We start from the raw sequence: 17,750 nt of genomic DNA, 5'->3' as shown, positions 1-17,750 counted from the left end.
GCTGATTGATGCCGCAGGTGTCATCACACCGGCAATGTGGAGTGCTCTGGCGACTGCGCACCCAGCGCCCGTTTCAACACTTCGTAGAGTCTGCCGTCACCCGACTGAGCAACGTTGAAGCGCAGGAAATCCCCCGCCGTCATCGACTGGCTGAACGCATTACCAGGCGCCAGCACTACACCTTCATTCAGGCAGGCCCTGGCCAGCGTTGCTGCATCCTTGCCTTCAGGGAGCTGGCACCAGAGGTACATGCCTGCCTGGGGAATCATCCACGGCTTGATACCAATGGCCTGAAGCCTCGGCACCGTTCTGTCCATTGCCTCGCCTAACCGATGGCGCACACCTTCCATGTGTTTTCGGTACCCGCTATCCGTAATCGCTTGATAGATGAGGTCCGCGGCCAAGCGTCCCCCTCCGAAGGTGGTCGCGATCTTCAGGTCGACCAGGCTCTCGATCCATTCACCACGGGCGGCGATGTAGCCGCATCGGACTGAAGCGGAGATGGTCTTGGAAAAGCTGCCTATCTGGATCACCCGCGAGAGGCCGTCGAAGGCAGACAGCCGAGGCGCGGGGGCATTCTCGAAATCCGCGAAGATGTCGTCCTCCACGATCACCAGGCTGGAGGTGTCGGCCAGCTTCAGCAGCCTGTGCGCGGTGACTGGCGACAGGCTGGCCCCAGTTGGGTTGTGGATGCCGGAATTGGTGATGTACAACCTGGGAGCGTGCCTGAGCAGGGCTGCGCCAAACGCATCGATGTCCGGGCCCGTCTGCGTGTAGGGTACCCCGACAATGTTCACCCTGTGGGCTTTGAGCAGTGCGTGAAAATTGAAATAGCAGGGGTCGTCGACCAGCACAGTGTCCCCCGGCTCCAGCAGAAATCGACAAATCAGGTCGATGGCGTGGGTGCCCGACTCGGTGAGCATGATCTGTTCCAGCGGGGCTTCGATGCCGATGCCAGCCAGCCGTCGCGACAGGAACTGCCTGAGCGGCGGATGCCCAAGCGGCGACGCGTACTCGGCCAGTTTCACCGTGTCGGAACGGGCTGCGACTCGCAGCGCTTTACGCATGCCGGCTTCGTACATCCAGGCGGCAGGCAGCCACCCGCACCCTGGTTTCAGCGCATCGCTGGAGGTTTCAAGAGACTGGCGCGAGATCCACAGCGGGTCGACCTCACGATCGAGCCTGGGGCCGAGTTCGGTCAGCGCCAAGGGCGCCACGGGCCCTGCCACGTAGTAGCCAGAGCCAGGGCGAGCGCTGAGTACACCCTCTGCCATCAACCGTTCATAGGCCTCAAGGACGGTAGAAACCGATACCTGCATGGCCTGCGCCATTGCCCGGACCGAAGGGATTCGCGCACCTGGGGTGTAGGTCCGGGAGGCTATCCTCGACTGCACCTCACCCATGACGGTCCGAATCAGCGTTCCACTGCGTTTCATCGCACCCTCAACTGTGCTGGATTAATGTGCATAACAGTTCGGTCAAACTGTATTGGATTGTACATGGCCTTGATGAGCCCGTCAGTGATGTACTGAACCCGGACTTATCGAGGACTGGGTGATGGAAAAATCAACAAGCGGGTGGATCAATGGCTTCATCGGCGTCGCCATCTTCGCCGGCTCGCTGCCGGCCACCCGTGTGGCAGTGACGGCCTTCGAACCGACCTTCCTGACCTGTGCCAGGGCAACGATTGCCGCCCTGCTGGGTGCGCTTTTCTTGCTTGTGCTGCGCCAGCCTCGGCCAGAACGCGGTGACTTGTGGTCATTGGCGGTAACAGCATTGGGCGTGGTCATCGGTTTTCCGCTGTTGACGGCACTGGCCCTGCAGCACGTCACCTCTGCGCACTCCATTGTCTTTGTCGGGCTGCTGCCGCTGTGTACTGCCGGGTTTGCCGTGCTGCGGGGCGGTGAGCGACCTCGGCCACTGTTCTGGCTGTTCTCGTTGACGGGTGCCGGAATCGTCGTTGGTTATGCGCTGATGAATGGCGGGGAGGCATCGGCGCTAGGCGATCTGCTGATGATGGCCGCGGTCATTGTCTGTGGGTTGGGTTATGCCGAAGGGGCGCGCCTTTCGCGGACGTTGGGGGGTTGGCAGGTGATCAGTTGGGCATTGCTGGTGGCATTGCCGCTGATGCTGCTGCTGACCATCACTAATCTTCCGACGCCCGATGCCTTCGCCAAGGTAAGCGCCCCTGCGTGGTTCAGCCTCGGCTACGTTTCACTGTTCAGCATGCTGATCGGTTTTGTGTTCTGGTACCGAGGGCTGGTCCAGGGTGGCATTGCGGCAGTGGGCCAGCTGCAACTCTTTCAGCCGTTCATGGGGCTTGGGCTGGCAGCGTTGCTGCTGCACGAACAGGTCAGCTGGATGATGCTGGTGGTGACGCTCGGGGCTGTCATCTGTGTTGCCGGGGCCAAGAAGTACGCGCTTTAGATAACGCCCCAGAAAAAGGATTGGGTCGTGGCCACCCAGCCTGTGCCGTAGAATGGCGCTCCCGAAGTTTGCAGGCACGGCGAGAAGGAGCTTCAACGATGCAGCGGGTGATGATTATTGGCCAGCCAGGTTCCGGGAAGAGCACCCTTGCCCGCGCTCTTGGCGAGCGCACGGGTTTGCCGGTGGTTCACATCGACACCATTCATTGGCAGCCAGGTTGGGTCGAACGTAGCCACGACGAGAAGACGCAGCTTTGCCACGAGGTCGAGGCCGGTGAGCGCTGGATCTTCGAAGGTGGGCACTCAGCCACATGGAACAACCGGTTGGCCCGCGCGGATATGTTGATCTGGATCGACCGGTCGGTGCCGCTTCGATTCTGGCGCGTACTCCTCAGAACGCTAATGAACCACGGTCGTTCTCGGCCTGACTTACCGCATGACTGCCCCGAACGGCTGAGCAACCTGCCAGCATTTTTCAGGTTCATGTGGCGGACGAAAACCTCGGCACGCAAGAAGATGAAGCAAGTGGTGGCGACGGCCCCGTCGGATTGCCGCGTGGTCTGCCTGCGATCCGACCGGGACGCCGAGGCATTTCTAGCGGGTATTGGAGTGCAGCCTTCCCAGGCCGGGCAACCTCAGAGATCTGCTCGGGGAAAATGTACGCCGAATTGACGCTCGACGTACCGAGCCCCCAGCGGCAGGGTCGGTGAAACATCCACCAAGTGGTCCAGGGTGCAACGCCTCATAGCCTTCTATCGCCTTGTTCAGGTATGTTCCTGCCCCGATACCGACTGGTATTCATGGAAGAATCGATGCGGATCTACATCACTCACCCTGGCGTTGTGGCAATTGCAGGATGTTGGCTGAAGTCTTGCAGTCCCTCGTCAATCAACAACAAGAGTCGGGTAGCGTGAAACTCCACCAAATCAAAGCACTGGTCGCGGTCGACCAATGTGGCAGCATCAATGAAGCCTCCCAACGGCTGCATGTGACACAACCGGCATTGAGCCGCTCCATCAAGGAACTTGAGCGCGAACTGGGGCTGACATTGATGCAGCGCACCTACAAGGGCATGTCGCTGACCGAAGAAGGCCGGCGCGTCCTTCGCCACGCGCAGATGGCGGTGGAGAGCATGCGCCGGCTACAGATCGAGGCTGACAACATTCATGACGCCGCCGTCGGTGAAGTGGCCGTCGGGGTAACGTCCCTGACAGCGGTGTTGCCGGAATTTGGGCCATGCATCAGTGATTTTCAGGCGAAAAACCCGCGTGTGCGGCTCAAGCTCACCGAGCAGCGCCCAAGCCACATCGTCCAGCGCCTGCGCGACGGCTCACTGGACTTCGCCCTCACCTCACAACAGAACACGCAACGGCTTAACCTGGACTGGGAAGCCGTGCAACGCATCAAGGGCAATGTGTTCTGCCACCCCAGCAACCCGCTGCGCCATGCGCGCTCACTGCGTCAATTGCAGTACGCCAACTGGATCAGCCTGGATGCGGTTGACGATCGTTCCTCGCAGTTTTACCAGATGTTCGAGGTGAACGACGTCAACCCGCCGCAGAATGTCATCGAGTGCTCTTCCATGCTGCTGGCATTGGGCTTGGTGGAGAACGCAAACGCGTTCATGACGCTCAGTGATTTTGCCGCAGCCAGTACCCTGACACCGGTGCCGACCGCAAAACTGACCAGGGTCGACGTGGAGGAAATCATCCCCGAATACCCTATCTACCTGGTCAGCGTCGATCGGCACGCGCTGACGTCACCGGCCCGGGAGCTGTTCCATAGCCTGCGCGCCAGGCTGCAGCGCTAGAAGTGGTAATACATGCCGATGGCCACATTCTGCGGGTCATCGCCGCTTTGCTCTAGCGGTATGCCCGCATAGCTGACAGCTGAGTTGCGGTGGTTGGCGATCATTGCCAAACGCCCGTAGATTGCCCACGTGGGCCGCAGGAAGTGGTCATAGCCGAGCATCATCCCGTAGGCGTCCTTGTCGCCAAATTCGATGTCGCGCTTGACCAGCGCCAGGCGTGCGACATCGGCTTTGCCTACCGGTGCACTGAGGCCCAGGGTCCACGCCTGCATGCTGGGCGTGCCGTGATAGTCCACGTCCTGGCGCTGCCAGGTCAGGCTGCCAGCCACCGGCCCGAAATCGCGAAAGACCGAAGCACTCTTGAAGTAGTTGTGGGTTTGCCGATTGTCATCACCCCAGGGGTCGCTCAGGTAATCGTTGTAAGACCCCAGCACAATCCACTGCGCGTCGCTGTACTGCACGCTCACGCCCTTGCCCCGCAGGGTCTTGCCTGAACTGGCGGTGTCGTTCCAGCCGAAGGTCACCGCGCTGCCCACGCTGATGCCCGCGAATTTTGGGGTGGTGTAGGCCAGGGTATGCTTGGGCCGCATGTCGAGGTAGAAGGCCCCGTTGCCCGCCGGCGGGCTGGTCAGGTAGGTGTAGGGTGACCCGTAGGTGGCCAGGAACGGGTCGGTGTAGGTGGGTGTTCCCATGCCGTAGGTCTTGCCGAATTCCAGCTTGCCATAATCGCGCGAACGCAGTGCGACCAGTGCCAGGCGCAAACCGCCAATCTGCTTCCAGTGCTGTGACAATGCCTGACCGTTGACGTTGAAGCCCTCCTCCACGTCCAGTTCGAGCACCGTGTCCGGCCCGAATGCCTTGCGCATGTACAGCCCCAGCTTGTTGGTCCAGGCACCGCCGCCAGCGATTTTGTAGCCTGAGTAATGGCCGGAGTCCTGGTAGTTCACGAACGCATCGACCGTGCCATACACCTTGAGCTTGTCGTCATAACCCTTGTCCACGTTGTAATAACCGAAGCCTGGTGCCACCCGCGCCAATGAGGGAAAACCCTCCGCCTCGCTTGCCAGTGGCAAGCCGAGCCCGACGAACATGATGGCCAGCGACCGAGTACGTGTAGCGAACGCCCCCATTGCAGACTCTCCGTGCAAGTGTGTACGGGTTCGCAGCCTCCACGAAAATAAAAATGCTCGGAAATCGCCAATTTGGTAAGGCTATGCCTTGTTGTTAATTGGCTGTGTTCAACGCGGGATAACACCGTCGCGTTTCGCCCCGATTGAGGTGGCAGAAAACGGCAAATGAAGGTTTTCAGGCCACTACCACTCACCAGCCGGGCAAACAATGTGTGCAAGGCCAGGCTGAAAATCCCGCCTGCGCATCCGATTGGTGCGCTTTTGACCTGCAAACGGCGACCTTATTAACCGTTGGTAATGTGCTTGTAAAAAGCGCAAGTGATTCAGCGCCCGGGTTACTCGATAGTTCGTCCACAACACGAATGACTCGGAGAGAGCCCATGACTACTCTGCACCCGGATACCCGCCTGGCGACCGACACACGACCTGTCGAAAAACCTGGCGTCGGCTCCAGACGCACCACCGTGGCGTGTGCACTAGGCAACGCCCTCGAGATGTACGATTTCACCATCTACAGTTTTTTCGCCGTGATCATTGCGAAGAACTTCTTCCCGGCACAGTCACCGGTGGCATCGTTGCTGATGTCGCTGACCGCATTCGGTGTGGGCTTCCTGATGCGCCCCGTGGGGGCCTTGGTCATCGGCCGGCTGGCCGACCGAAAGGGCCGCAAGACCGCCCTGACCCTGACCATCGGGTTGATGTGCCTGGGCACCGCGTTGATCGCCTTCGCCCCCACCTACCAGCAAGCGGGCGTATTCGGCACGGTGATGCTTGTGATCGGGCGCCTGACCCAGGGGTTTTCCGCAGGGGGTGAAGTGGGCACGGCATCGGTACTGCTGATGGAGTCCACCACCACCCGCAACCGTTGCGCGAGCGTCAGCTGGCAAGCCGCCAGCCAAGGTTATGCAGCCCTGGTAGGGGCCGGCATCGGCCTGCTGCTGAGCAGCGTCATGAGCACGCCGGACCTCGAAAGCTGGGGCTGGCGCATTCCCTTCCTGGTCGGCCTGCTGATCGGCCCGGTCGGCTGGTACATTCGTCGCTGCATGCCCGAAACCCTCGAGCAGCAGGCGCCCTGCATGCCTGGCCCAGTACCCGCCAAACCCGATTGGCGCAGCGTGATCGACCTGCGCCACACCGTGCTGGCAACCGGGTTGATGGCCAGCGCGACCATCGGCATGTACCTGTTCATCTTCTACATGCCCTCGTACCTCATCACCACGCTGCACTACCCGCAGCGCAGCGCCATGGCGATTGCCTGTGTCGCTGCCGCATGCCTGGCGATCATCAGCCCGATTGCCGGGCGCTACGCCGACCGCCATCGCCTGCGCAAGAAACTGCTGGCGTGGACCGTTGCCCTTCCGGTCATCAGCGCATGGCCGGCCTTCTGGCTGTTGTCGCACACCACCGACCTGTATGCCGCGATGCTGATCGTGGCGCTGCTGGTATTGCCTGGGTGCGCCGGCACGGGGGCGTTCTTCGCCTTGATCATGGAGGGCTTCGCCAAGCCGCAGCGCGCCTTGGGGACCTCCGTCAGCTACAGCTTCGGTGTCACCTTGTTTGGTGGATTCTCACCGCTGATCGCCACTTGGCTGACGTCGACCTTGAACGACCCGTTGGCACCCGCCTTCTATCTGCTGGCCGGTGGGGCAATCAGCCTCGCCTGCCTGAAACTGTTCCCCGAAAACATCGGAAGGGCCTGAACCATGGATGCGCTACAAACCTGCACTGCCTTGAGCGAAACCGAATTACACGCCTTCGCGGCCCTGCGCCGCCAGATTCATGCGGCGCCGGAACTGGGCGGCGATACCCCGCACACTGCTGAGCTGGTTGCTGCCAAATTGCAGCAATGGGGCTATCAGGTGCATCGAGGGATCGGTGGGCATGGGCTGGTCGGTGTGCTGCGCAAGGGCCAGGGCACGCGCCGTATCGGCCTGCGTGCCGACATGGACGCACTGCCCATGCAAGAGAAAAACACCTTTGCCCACGCCAGCCAGATTCCCGGGCGCATGCACGCCTGCGGCCACGACGGCCACACGGCAATCTTGCTGGCGGCAGCCTATCGCCTGGCGAATTGCCCCTTCAACGGCACGCTGAACCTGATCTTCCAACCTGACGAAGAAGGCCTGTGCGGCGCCAAGGCGATGATCGACGACGGCCTGTTCGAGCGTTTCCCCTGCGACGCCATTTTTGCCTTGCACAACATGCCTGGCGCCCCCGTGGGCAGTGCGGTAGTGCAGGCAGGGCCCACCATGGCCTCCTCGGAACGGGTACAGGTGCACATCACTGGCAAAGGTGGCCACGGTGCCATGCCGGAACTGGCCGTGGACCCTTTGCCCGTGGTGGCAAGCCTGATCAACGCCATTCAGACCATCAAGTCGCGCAACCTTGCCCCGGAGGAGTACGCCGTGGTCAGTATCGGCATGCTGCAGGCCGGTAGCGTGTACAACATCATCCCGGACGAGGCCAGCATGCTGATCAGCGTGCGCACCGACACTGCGCAGACCCAGCAGAAGATCAACCAGCGCCTGGAACAGATCGTTCGTGGCCATGAGCAGGCGTTCGGTGTCGGCATCGCATTGACCTTCACTCAACTGGCCCCTGCCCTGATCAACCACACGGCCGAGACAGAGCGGGTTCGTCAAAGCCTGACACCGCTGTTCGCACCAGGGCAGCTGCACAGCAAAGGGCCAAAGGTCATGGGCACGGAGGATTTTGCCTGGATGCTGACGCAGGTTCCGGGCTGTTACTTCATGCTGGGCAACGGCGAAGGTGAGTTTCACGGCTGCTCGGTGCACAACCCGCACTACGACTTCAATGACGAGCTCATCCGCCTGGGCGCGGATTGCTGGTACAAGCTGGTCAGTGATTTCCTGGTTTAGGTGGGTGTCGCGTGCGTGGCGATCAGCGATCGCCCGCTCGTTGGCAAGGGTGGCTTTTGCCCCGTGGCCGTCGCACGGCGGAGGCGGCTATGTGTCTTTGGCAGCCATTCGCGAAGCACAGCAATCGGCCGATTCTTGCGCAAAGTATCCTTCTGCGACCTCAATGCCCAGCCCCAGGTGACCGCGGATCTGCCGACAGAGCGGCAGTGCAGGGCTGGCAGCGCATGCCGCGCTGCCAGCAACCTCAGGTCATACGTTAGAGTTAACGAACGTGTAGTTGCGCTGGAGCTTGCGCATATGCGGCACACCGCACTGGGTGACGAATTTCTCGAAGTACGTGAGGATGTCCTGGTGGTTGGCGCCGAAGAACACCAGGAAATTCGCCTTGCCACCTTGCGGCCCCGCACCCGCGCAGGCCGCCATGTACCCGGCCACCGCCATGGAGCGCTGGCTGGCGGTCAACCCGGCACAGAAGGCGGAAAGCCCTCGCGGACAAGTGGCCGGCGTCGACACCGGAACGTTGTCGGGTTTGACAACGACCTCCTCGAAGACACTGGCGATGACATCCGACGAAGGTGTCTTGTATGACATCCCCCGCTCGAACACCGCCATGCTGGCCGTCAGGGTCGCAGGGTGGGTGGCGAGTGCCGCCAGCAGACCATTGGCACGGGCAATGTCGGCCTGGCTGTTGTGCGCCTCACCTAGCAGGATCACGTTGTAAGAGGGCGTGGCCGCACCGGTGAACAAGCTCTGCAGGTTGGCCGCGGTGGCCGTCGCCGGTTTCGACACACTATTGGACTTCTGGTCGCTGCCCAGCTGGGGAATCCCGGTCGCTGGATGCGTGTGGAGAATGTCACTCACCGCGCGCAGCACGACCGAGTCGAAGTTGCCGTCGCCTTGTGTCCCCGGCTTGTAGCCCTTGTAGGCCTCGAACAGGGCATTGGCATAGTCTTTTTCCAGGATACGAAGCATGGTGTGGTCCTTTTCGTGGTTACCTGAATGGCCGATCATCGGCCATCTGCCACCTCTCCCCGGCTGTTGATCAATCCGTGAGAAGGTCCAGTGAGCGTGGCGCCCATCCAGGTTGGCCGGTAGGGGATCGATGCTCCCCGAATCCTGCTTTTTGCCGGCCAACGTCGCCCCACCAGGCTCATCGCAAACAGGGATTTTTGTTCCCCTACTTTGCACAGTGGCAGATCGCTAGCGTGAACTCATCGGATCACAAGGAAAATCCGAGGGGAAAGCGAAATGGAAAACAACGCAAGCGAACAATGGCTGGAAGGTGCCCCATACAAAGGTGAGTGTTTCCTCTATCTGCTGGGTGGCGCAGCACTGATGACCGGCGACTCACGGCAGATGTGCCTGGAGTTCTGCGAGCGCAACCGTGAACTGGTGATCGGTTGCCTGCCCGGGTCTTTGGCGCAGATCGCCGAAGACACCGACTTCGCCCTGATCCTCGATCTGGTCAACGCCCACGGCGGCAGGCGCCTCTACCTGCCGACCCGACCACAACGTTTCCTCCAACAGACCGGCCTGTACGTCCCCGAAACCACCTACGCCCAGTGGCGCGACTTGGCCGATGTCAACGGCCAGATTGACATCCCCAGCGTCTGGGGGCTGTTCCTCGCCCTTCGTCGTGCCGCGATTCGCCTGGCCCTGAACCAGGACTGGACACCGGAGGCGCTGCACGCGACGTTCGGCGTCTCGCGCCGGCAACTCAAGGCTTACCGCCCCCTGGCGGCCCCAGCTGGCTCATTGGCCAGCCGCTTGTAGTCGTACCCACTGCAGAACGCAACTCAACCTACCACGCAGGAGCACCCACCATGCCTTCCACAATTCCCTACGACCCGGCCCTGGCACTGGGCAATCTGGTCAGCCTCGAACGGCTCGATGTGCTGGAACAGATCGCCGCCGCACAGGCCCCAGCCGACGCAGCCGAAGACACCCTCAATTCACTGATCGCCGCCAAGCGTTCACTGGACATGACGTCCCAGGAACTGGCCGGGATGGGCATCGACACAAGCGACGTCGACACCGAGTCGGCGGCTGTCGGCAAAGACGTGTCCGCGGCCGCTCAGGCGTTCGCCAAGGCCAAGGTCGATGCCATCAAGGCCATTCAACCGCTTAAGGCGAAGATGTCCGGCATCAGCGATTCGGTGGAAAGCCCAGTCGACTACAACCGCACCCAGATCAAACAAATGCCGTTGTCGGCAGACGGCCTGCGGATGAACGTCCAGTACTTCAGCCTCGATCAGAACAGCCAGCAGTCCGGTACCCACGCTTCGAAGATCGCCTCGTTCATCAGCGGCCAGGTCGGCATCTTCGGTGACGAATTCGCCTCCCAGGCCTCGGGGTCGGCAGCCAGTCAGGTCAATAGCCAGGTGGAAAACCACAGTATCTCCGGCACCTTGGTGATCAGCGTTACCTGTACGCACAAGGACGCCGTGCTGCTGGCCCCCTTCATCCTCGACGTCGACAAGGGCATCCGCGCATTCAATGCCTATTTCCCCGACAACATGATCAAGACCGACTCCATCGCATCGATGCAAAAGGTCGCGCTACAGGCCAACACCAAGGAAGAGAAAGCCCTTACCTTGTTATCTGGGGCGACCATGGGTTCCTGCTTCATTGGCATGGTGCACATCCTCAACACCACCGACACCCGCAGCAGCGAAACAATGGAAAGTGTCGCCTCGTCGCTGCAGACCCAATTCAAGGTTGCTGGCTGGTTCGAAAGCGTTTCCGGTGGCTTTGGCGTCAACAGCTCTTTCAGCAATGACGCCAAGGCGCTGCTGTCCTCGCAGAATGTAACCTCCCATTGCACGTTGACCACGGTGGGCTCGATCCCGTCGATCAAGTCCAACCAGGTGAAGATGGGCGTCAAGCAGTTCACCGACTTCGACGGCGCCTCGTCGATGACTGCGCTGCTCAAACTCCAAGGCGTGACCCAGACCGACCAGGAGTCGGTGTCGTCGGCCGCCGACCGGGCGCGCACCGGCCAGGAGTTCATGGCCATGAAGTCGAACCAGATGGAGAGTGCCCTGTCGGCGCTTTCAGAAATCGACGATGGGGCGAACAAGGTCATCGACACCAATTCGATGATGGACGCACTGGACGACTACATACAGAAATGCCTGGCTGGCAATCTCGGCGCCCCCATCACCTACTACCTCAAGCGCATTACCGCCTCGCAACTGGCTCAGGCGTGGATGGCCAAGTACTACCCGAACAAGTACATCAGCATTTCCGCCGATGACGCCGGCCCCGCCGGTACTTCCAGCAGCTCCAGCACGACAACCGGCAGCAGCGGCGATAGCAGCGGGGACGGCAGCGGAAACTGACGTCCGCAGCGCCAACACTACCCCGGCGCCGTTCAGCACATCCTCGCCCGGGGCCCCGCGCTATAACCCTCCAGCGTGATGGGTGGCTCCCCCACCATCACGCTGGCTCGCCGTCCTTCGGAGATAGGCCCCATGAAAGCAGCGCGTAACGATGACCTCCCCACTTTCCTGAACCATCAGGAGCGTGCCTGGCTCGGCACCCTTCTTGACCTGACCTGCGGCGGTCCAACACCGTTACGGGATCTTTGGCGTGACAGCTGGTTTGACGATGCATCCCAGCGCGCGCTGATCCTTCAACCGTCCCATCGCAGCGCATTCCTTTACGTACCGCAGGCCATTTTCTGCGAAGCGGAAAATGCCTTGGCGCATACCCTGGAAATTGCCATGCTCCTGGAACGCCTCATCGCGTCGGGCCTGGCGCTGGTCCACCGCCCACCCGTGCCAGCCAACGACGAGCTGTGTTGCATCGGTGCGACCTTCGGTACACCCCGAGTCGAGATGGTGGACAACAAACCCAGAATCATCATTAACGACAACGGCGATTACACTGACGATCCTTCCACCATCAATAATCGACAAGGCCAGGTGCTGTACCGCAGCATTGCCCTGCCTTCGGATGCCTATGAGCTCATGCAAGCAGCCACGCATGGCCTGTTACAGATTCGTCCCTGCGCGCGCGTGCAACTGCTGGCCAGACTGGCGCGCCCTCAACAACAGGCTCGCCTCGAAAGGCTCAGGCTACGCCCTCCTCCCAGCGACTCGACAGCCACCACTCAGCACTCGGTGAACGTCGACCGGCCTAACGATGCGCAGGCCGGTGAAATACTCCAGCGGCATTGGGTACACAGTCACGGCTTGTTACTGGCGATCAGTGGTCTGCTGATCACCTGCCTCGCTGCGGCCCTGGGCATCTATGCCAACGACCACCTGCGCAAGGCCCAACCGGCACGGGTGACTGGCACGCCTCAAGTCGCCCCCCCTGCTACAAGTCCCGCGCCAGCAGCCGGCAGAACCGCACTCGCCCCGGTCCCGGGGAGCTTACCTCGGGGACTGGACGTCTCGCAGTGGTCGGGCTCAGGCACGTCTGGTGCCGAGGCGGTGCTGGAGGTCGCTGCGGATATCGACTTCGCATTCACCCGCGTGGCCTTCGGCACACGCCTGGACCCGGAATTCACCATCAACTGGCGGCTCATGCGCCGTCAGGGCCTGTACCGCGGTGCCTACCTGTTCCTGCGTATCGACCAGGACCCTATCACCCAGGTCGACATCGCGGTACGAGCAATCGGTGAGGCTCGGCCCCGTGATCTTTGCCTGGCACTGGACTTCGAAGAACAGAGTCTGCCCTCGCGCGCGCCAGCGCCTGATGTCGCCCAAGTCCGTCAGGTACTGATCCGCGCTCTGGCCAGGGTGCAAGAGCGCATGCAGTGCACACCGTTGCTGTACACCAACTGGGACATGGGCAGCCGCTACCTGGACCACCCGCAATTCGCCACCTACCCACTGTGGATCGCCGACTGGACCGGCGCGCAGGAGCCCCGGCTGCCTCCTGCCTGGACAAGGTTCGCCTTCTGGCAGCGTGCCAGCGAGTTTCATGGAAGCCCGAAACCTGCGGACTTCGATGTGTTCAATGGCAGCATCGCTGATCTCGATAGCTTTGTGCGGGGTACCATGCAATGAGCACCGGGCAGGATCAGCCTAGCCAGCACAAGAGCCAACACAGAGACCTTGGCCCGGCATGCGTCACCTCATTTCGCGGTCGCGAAAATCGCCCTGTTACTGCGCCCGCTGGATGCTCAGATCATAGTTAGAATCAACTGTGGTGACCGTGCTCAGAACCAGTCGTTGAAAGCTTCTGCAATGGGTCGAAAGCTGTCGGTCGAGGATCACTGCCTTCGACCCATGACTGCCCGTAAGTTCAGAGGCGATCTTTGTGGGAGCGGGCTCGCCCCGCGAACACGGGCGCAGCCCGTGCCAGGCATCTGCTTTTCATGGGCCGGCCTCTTCGCGGGACAAGCCCGCTCCCACAGAATCACTGCAACTTCACCGGCGGCTCTACGAGCTGCGGATGCTATCCGTCTCTTACGCTGCCCTTGCGAATTCAAGGATCGCTGTCCAGAGACGCTGGAGTGCCAGTGATGAATGTCCGGCTTCGCGCCCTGCAGTCACCCAGTCCGCGATGAACAGATCGTGTTTTTCAAGGCCTCCTTCATTTCCGTATCTCGCACGCGCGGGATTGATCGGCCGCTCGTAGTGCTCCCCAAAGTTCTCTTTGACGTCTGTCCCAGATTTGTTGGCCAGAAGGCTTGGTTCGTGCCGACGTATGCATACGTCAGGGAAAATAGGATGAGCCGGTCCGAGAAGCGTTAATAGCGCTCGGTTATCACGTTCGTGCTTGATTCGGTGTTCTGGACGCTGTGTGTCTCCATTTGTCGTTCTGAATGATGTATCCGGCCACGTGGCGGCTTACCCAATCTCCTTGGATGACGTGCCTCCTCCTCGCTGTTGTCCACCCAACAGTAGCCGTACAGCGATGCTGCTGTAGCAGCATGCCGTCCACGATAAAGCGCTGGCTGGCGTAGAAATACATAGGGTCTAGCCGGTTGGCATGAAGTCTGCCCTGTCCCCTGGAATCTCATGAATCCCAGGGGCCAATGTGAGCGCTGACGAATACCCGCTGATTGCCAGTAACCGAGTGGACGCCACTGCGCTGGTAGGCGCGGATGGACAAAGTTTCGCCTGTACTTCTGCAGCAACCGCCGACATCGCGCTGGAGTTCCGCGCGGTGACCAAGCGCTACGAAGGTGGCCGGTCAGATCCGAAGAACGCAGTAGAGCAGGTAAGCCTCGCGGTGCGGCGCGGCGAGGTGCTCTGCCTGATGGGCACTTCCGGCAGTGGCAAGTCGACCTTGCTGCGTCACGTGAACCGGTTGATAGAACCGAGCAGCGGCGAAGTGCTGATCGATGGCGAAGTGCTGGGCAACTTGACGCTTCCAGCGCTGCGCCAGCTGCGTTCGCAGCGCATCGGTATGGTATTTCAGCACTTCGGACTGCTGCCTCATCGCAGCGTGCGCGACAACGTTGCCCTGCCCCTGGAGCTGCGTGGTGAGCCGGAAGGCGCGCGGCACGCGGCGGCGCAACGGCAGTTGCAGGCAGTGGGACTCGATGAGTGGGGCGAGCATTTCCCCCATGAGTTGTCTGGCGGCATGCAGCAACGCGTTGGGCTTGCCCGGGCCCTGGTCACCGAGCCTGACATTCTGCTGATGGACGAACCCTTCAGCGCGTTGGACCCGACCATCCGCCGCGACCTGCAGGGGCGCTTCCTGCATCTGGTGCGCGAACGCGGAATCACGACCCTGTTGGTGACTCACGATCCGGGCGAGGCGCTGCGTCTGGCCGACCGCATTGCCGTGCTGCGCGCCGGTCGACTGATTCAGGTCGGAACTCCCGAAGAACTGCTTGAACACCCGGCGGACGAGGGCGTGGCGGATTTCTTCGACGAGCGACCCCATGTCAGTCCAGCCGTGTCGTCGCCTGGCTACCAGGCGGTCGGCGCCTCATCTCCGGCGGCCGTGGAAGAGATTGCGGCAAGCAACTGGATTCGCCAGGGCCTCCTGGGGCCGGCGGCCTTGGCGGCCGCCGGACGAAACGGCCTGTTCTGGCTGGCGCTGCTGGTCGAGTTGATGGCCCTGGCCGGGTTCGCTGGCGCTTGGCGCGAGGGCGCTGGGTGGACGCTGGCCATGGCAGTGGCAGCGCTATTGGTCAACCGCATCGCCAGCGTCTGGCTGAGCCGTCGTGGCAACGGCCGCGACTCTCATGGTCTGGTGCTGCCCCTGGCGCTGCTGCTGGCGAGTCAGATGTTGACGCTTTGGCGCGCCCTGATACCTGATGCCACCGGCGCACTGCTGCAGTTCCCCGCCGACCGCGACAGCATGCTGGCGGTCGCCGGTGCCATTGACCGATTGATCGCCTGGTCGCAGCTGACCTTCGAGAGCGCCTTCGTCGGGGTGATAGTTGCGGTGCGCACCGTCATCGAGGGCGTTGAAGGCGTGTTGGGCTGGATTCCCTGGCCCGTACCGGCGCTGGCCCTGGTCTACCTGGCTTGGCGCTCTGCCGGCGCCGCCCTGGCCCTGACCAGTGCGTTGGCCCTAGGCTACATCGGCCTGTTCGGCTTCTGGGAACGAACGGTTTCCACCATCGCTCTGGTCGGCTCATCGGTTCTGCTGTCGCTGCTGATCGGTATTCCCACGGGCATCCTGCTGGCCAAGCGGCCGCTGGCGCGGCGTGTGATCACCCCGCTGCTGGACGTCATGCAGACATTGCCGACTTTCGTTTACCTGATCCCGGCGGTGGCCTTCTTCTCCGTCGGCAAGACGCCGGCGGTAATCGCTACTGTGATCTTTGCCCTGGCGCCGATGATCCGCCTCACCGCCCTGGGCATCCGGGAGGTTCCCAAGGCCGCCGTCGAGGCCGCGGTCGCCCATGGTGCAACGCCCTGGCAGACGCTCACCCGGGTCGAGTTGCCGCTGGCCTCCGGCTCCCTGTTGCTGGGTGTCAACCAGACCATCGTCATGAGTCTGTCGATGGTCGTCGTGGCAGCGCTGATCGGCGCTGGAGGCCTGGGATACGACGTCATGACCGCCCTGCGCAACATCAAGGGTGGGGAGGGTGTCCTCGCCGGCATAGCCATTGTTTTTTGTGCCCTGGTACCCGACCGGATTATCCAGGCATCCCTTCGCAAACGTCATCATTCCACTCAGGAGTAATACCTTCCATGGCCAGATTCCTTTCTCGCGCACTAGCTGGTGCCGCCTTGCTGGGTGCGCTCATGCCGGCCACGGCAAGCTTCGCCAAGGACAAGATCGTCATCGGCGAGCAGAACTGGACCGGCGCCATCGCCATTCAGTACATCCTCGGCGACATCATCTCCAGTCGTCTCGATGGGGACGTCTCCTATCTTGCCGGTGACCTGCCTGTACTGTTCGCTGCGGCCGCCAAGGGCGACGGTTCGGTGGACGTGCTCACCGACATCTGGCTGCCGAACCAGTCCGCAGCCTGGGCCAAGTACGTCAGCGGTGGCACGCATTCGCTGATTCCTAACAAACAGCCCTATGTCGGCGTGCAGGGCTTCTACATTCCGGGCTACATCCAGGACAAATACGATGTGAAGTCAGTGTACGACCTGAAGAAACCGGAGGTGGCCAAGCTGTTTGCTCCGCTGGGCGGGGGCAAGTCCCAACTGCTGGTCGGCCCAGCGGGCTGGGAGTCGACCTATATCGGTCAGATCAAGGCCAAGGACTTTGGCTTCGACGGCAATTTCGAGGCGGTGTCCACCGAGGCCTCGGTGACTTACGCGAAGCTCGACGCGGCTTACAAGGCCGAGCGCGGCGTGATCTTCTATGCCTACACGCCGGACTGGATCTTCTCTGCCTATGATCTGCGCCGTCTCGATGAGCCGCCGTTCGACGGATATGCCCAGGACAACAAGAAGGGCGATCCGCTTTACAAGGCAGATGGCTGCTGGAAGTTCATCAGCCCGACCGTCGATGCCGACTGGCTGAACAAGAGCAGCGTCACCTGTGCCTATCCCGATGCGAAGGTGCACATTCTCGCGTCCTCGGCCCTGCAGCAGCGTGCGCCCCGGATCGCCGCATTCCTGGAGAACGTGAGCATCGATCCGGTATCCCTCAATGACCTGATCCTCAAGATCGAGCGCGAAAAGCAGCCGGCGGACGCCGCGGCTAAGGCCTGGGTTGCAGCCAACAAGACGACTGTCGACCGCTGGTTGAGTGCCGCCGGCACCAAGGTGGCCGCGCAATGACACAGCATGCCTAAGGTTTGTGTGGTGCCTGGTGTGTTTGCCTTGGGGTATGTAGCGCCTGTGAGATCGAGCGCCGCCCGCGCGGCGCATCGCGGATAAATCCGCTCCCACAGAATCACTGCCAACTTCACTGGCGGCTTTGGGTCGATAGCGGCCTGTCACGTACGGCAGCTTTCGACCCGAAGCGGATGGACCTACCTTGGGGCTGGTGAGGACTCGGATGTTTTCGCCGTGGGGTATGTAGCGCCTATCAGATCGAGCGCCGCCCGCGCGGCGCATCGCGGATAAATCCGCTCCTACATTTGTTGCAACGTGGCCTTGCCTGTGAGGCCATGGTTGTCAGCCTT

13 protein-coding genes are annotated in these 17,750 nt (G+C 61.6%); 10 read left to right on the top strand and 3 right to left on the bottom strand.

Annotated features, from left to right (window positions below; genetic code table 11):
* Positions 1-23: 23 nt before the first annotated feature.
* A complete protein-coding gene (locus ACIPZ5_RS21670; RefSeq protein ID WP_400810544.1) occupies positions 24-1,436 on the bottom strand; it encodes a PLP-dependent aminotransferase family protein in 1,413 nt (470 codons plus the stop codon).
* A gap of 121 nt (positions 1,437-1,557) precedes the next feature.
* Between ACIPZ5_RS21670 and ACIPZ5_RS21665 the strand changes: the two genes are divergently transcribed.
* From ACIPZ5_RS21665 to ACIPZ5_RS21655, 3 genes are all read left to right on the top strand, one after another.
* Complete coding sequence (locus ACIPZ5_RS21665; RefSeq protein ID WP_013971616.1) at positions 1,558-2,427, top strand: DMT family transporter; 870 nt, start codon at positions 1,558-1,560, stop codon at positions 2,425-2,427.
* Between the two features lie 98 nt (positions 2,428-2,525).
* Complete coding sequence (locus ACIPZ5_RS21660) at positions 2,526-3,098, top strand: AAA family ATPase (RefSeq protein ID WP_400810543.1); 573 nt, start codon at positions 2,526-2,528, stop codon at positions 3,096-3,098.
* Positions 3,099-3,336: 238 nt separating this feature from the next.
* On the top strand, positions 3,337-4,236 hold the full coding sequence (locus ACIPZ5_RS21655; RefSeq protein ID WP_261943573.1) for a LysR family transcriptional regulator: 900 nt from the start codon (positions 3,337-3,339) through the stop codon (positions 4,234-4,236).
* Here ACIPZ5_RS21655 and ACIPZ5_RS21650 read toward each other — a convergent pair.
* Complete coding sequence (locus tag ACIPZ5_RS21650) at positions 4,233-5,366, bottom strand: porin (protein WP_400810542.1); 1,134 nt, start codon at positions 5,364-5,366, stop codon at positions 4,233-4,235. The two genes, ACIPZ5_RS21655 and ACIPZ5_RS21650, sit on opposite strands and share 4 nt — an antisense overlap.
* A 380-nt stretch (positions 5,367-5,746) precedes the next feature.
* Here ACIPZ5_RS21650 and ACIPZ5_RS21645 point away from each other — a divergent pair, with 380 nt between their 5' ends.
* Both ACIPZ5_RS21645 and ACIPZ5_RS21640 read left to right on the top strand, forming a co-directional pair.
* Positions 5,747-7,066: an MFS transporter gene (locus ACIPZ5_RS21645; protein ID WP_400810540.1), complete on the top strand. Its 1,320-nt coding sequence runs from the start codon at positions 5,747-5,749 to the stop codon at positions 7,064-7,066.
* A gap of 3 nt (positions 7,067-7,069) precedes the next feature.
* Positions 7,070-8,245, top strand: coding sequence for a M20 aminoacylase family protein (locus ACIPZ5_RS21640; protein ID WP_400810539.1), 1,176 nt, complete (start codon positions 7,070-7,072; stop codon positions 8,243-8,245).
* A gap of 249 nt (positions 8,246-8,494) precedes the next feature.
* Here ACIPZ5_RS21640 and ACIPZ5_RS21635 read toward each other — a convergent pair whose 3' ends face one another.
* Positions 8,495-9,217 carry a hypothetical protein gene (locus tag ACIPZ5_RS21635; protein ID WP_400810537.1) on the bottom strand — a complete coding sequence of 241 codons (723 nt, stop codon included), beginning with the start codon at positions 9,215-9,217 and terminating at the stop codon, positions 8,495-8,497.
* A gap of 276 nt (positions 9,218-9,493) precedes the next feature.
* Here ACIPZ5_RS21635 and ACIPZ5_RS21630 point away from each other — a divergent pair, with 276 nt between their 5' ends.
* From ACIPZ5_RS21630 to ACIPZ5_RS21610, 5 genes are all read left to right on the top strand, one after another.
* Positions 9,494-10,018 carry a hypothetical protein gene (locus tag ACIPZ5_RS21630; protein WP_400810535.1) on the top strand — a complete coding sequence of 175 codons (525 nt, stop codon included), beginning with the start codon at positions 9,494-9,496 and terminating at the stop codon, positions 10,016-10,018.
* 50 nt (positions 10,019-10,068) lie between these two features.
* A complete protein-coding gene (locus ACIPZ5_RS21625) occupies positions 10,069-11,586 on the top strand; it encodes a hypothetical protein (protein WP_343596391.1) in 1,518 nt (505 codons plus the stop codon).
* Between the two features lie 132 nt (positions 11,587-11,718).
* Positions 11,719-13,263 carry a GH25 family lysozyme gene (locus ACIPZ5_RS21620; RefSeq protein ID WP_400810533.1) on the top strand — a complete coding sequence of 515 codons (1,545 nt, stop codon included), beginning with the start codon at positions 11,719-11,721 and terminating at the stop codon, positions 13,261-13,263.
* Between the two features lie 1,030 nt (positions 13,264-14,293).
* Positions 14,294-16,348, top strand: a complete 2,055-nt coding sequence (locus tag ACIPZ5_RS21615) for an ATP-binding cassette domain-containing protein (protein ID WP_400810695.1) — start codon at positions 14,294-14,296, stop codon at positions 16,346-16,348.
* A gap of 8 nt (positions 16,349-16,356) precedes the next feature.
* Positions 16,357-17,403, top strand: coding sequence for a glycine betaine ABC transporter substrate-binding protein (locus ACIPZ5_RS21610; RefSeq protein WP_261940072.1), 1,047 nt, complete (start codon positions 16,357-16,359; stop codon positions 17,401-17,403).
* Positions 17,404-17,750: the final 347 nt, after the last annotated feature.

The sequence above is a fragment of the Pseudomonas sp. NPDC089428 genome (assembly GCF_044749325.1).
Classification (GTDB): Bacteria; Pseudomonadota; Gammaproteobacteria; order Pseudomonadales; family Pseudomonadaceae; genus Aquipseudomonas.
This window is presented reverse-complemented; position numbering and strand designations above follow the sequence as displayed.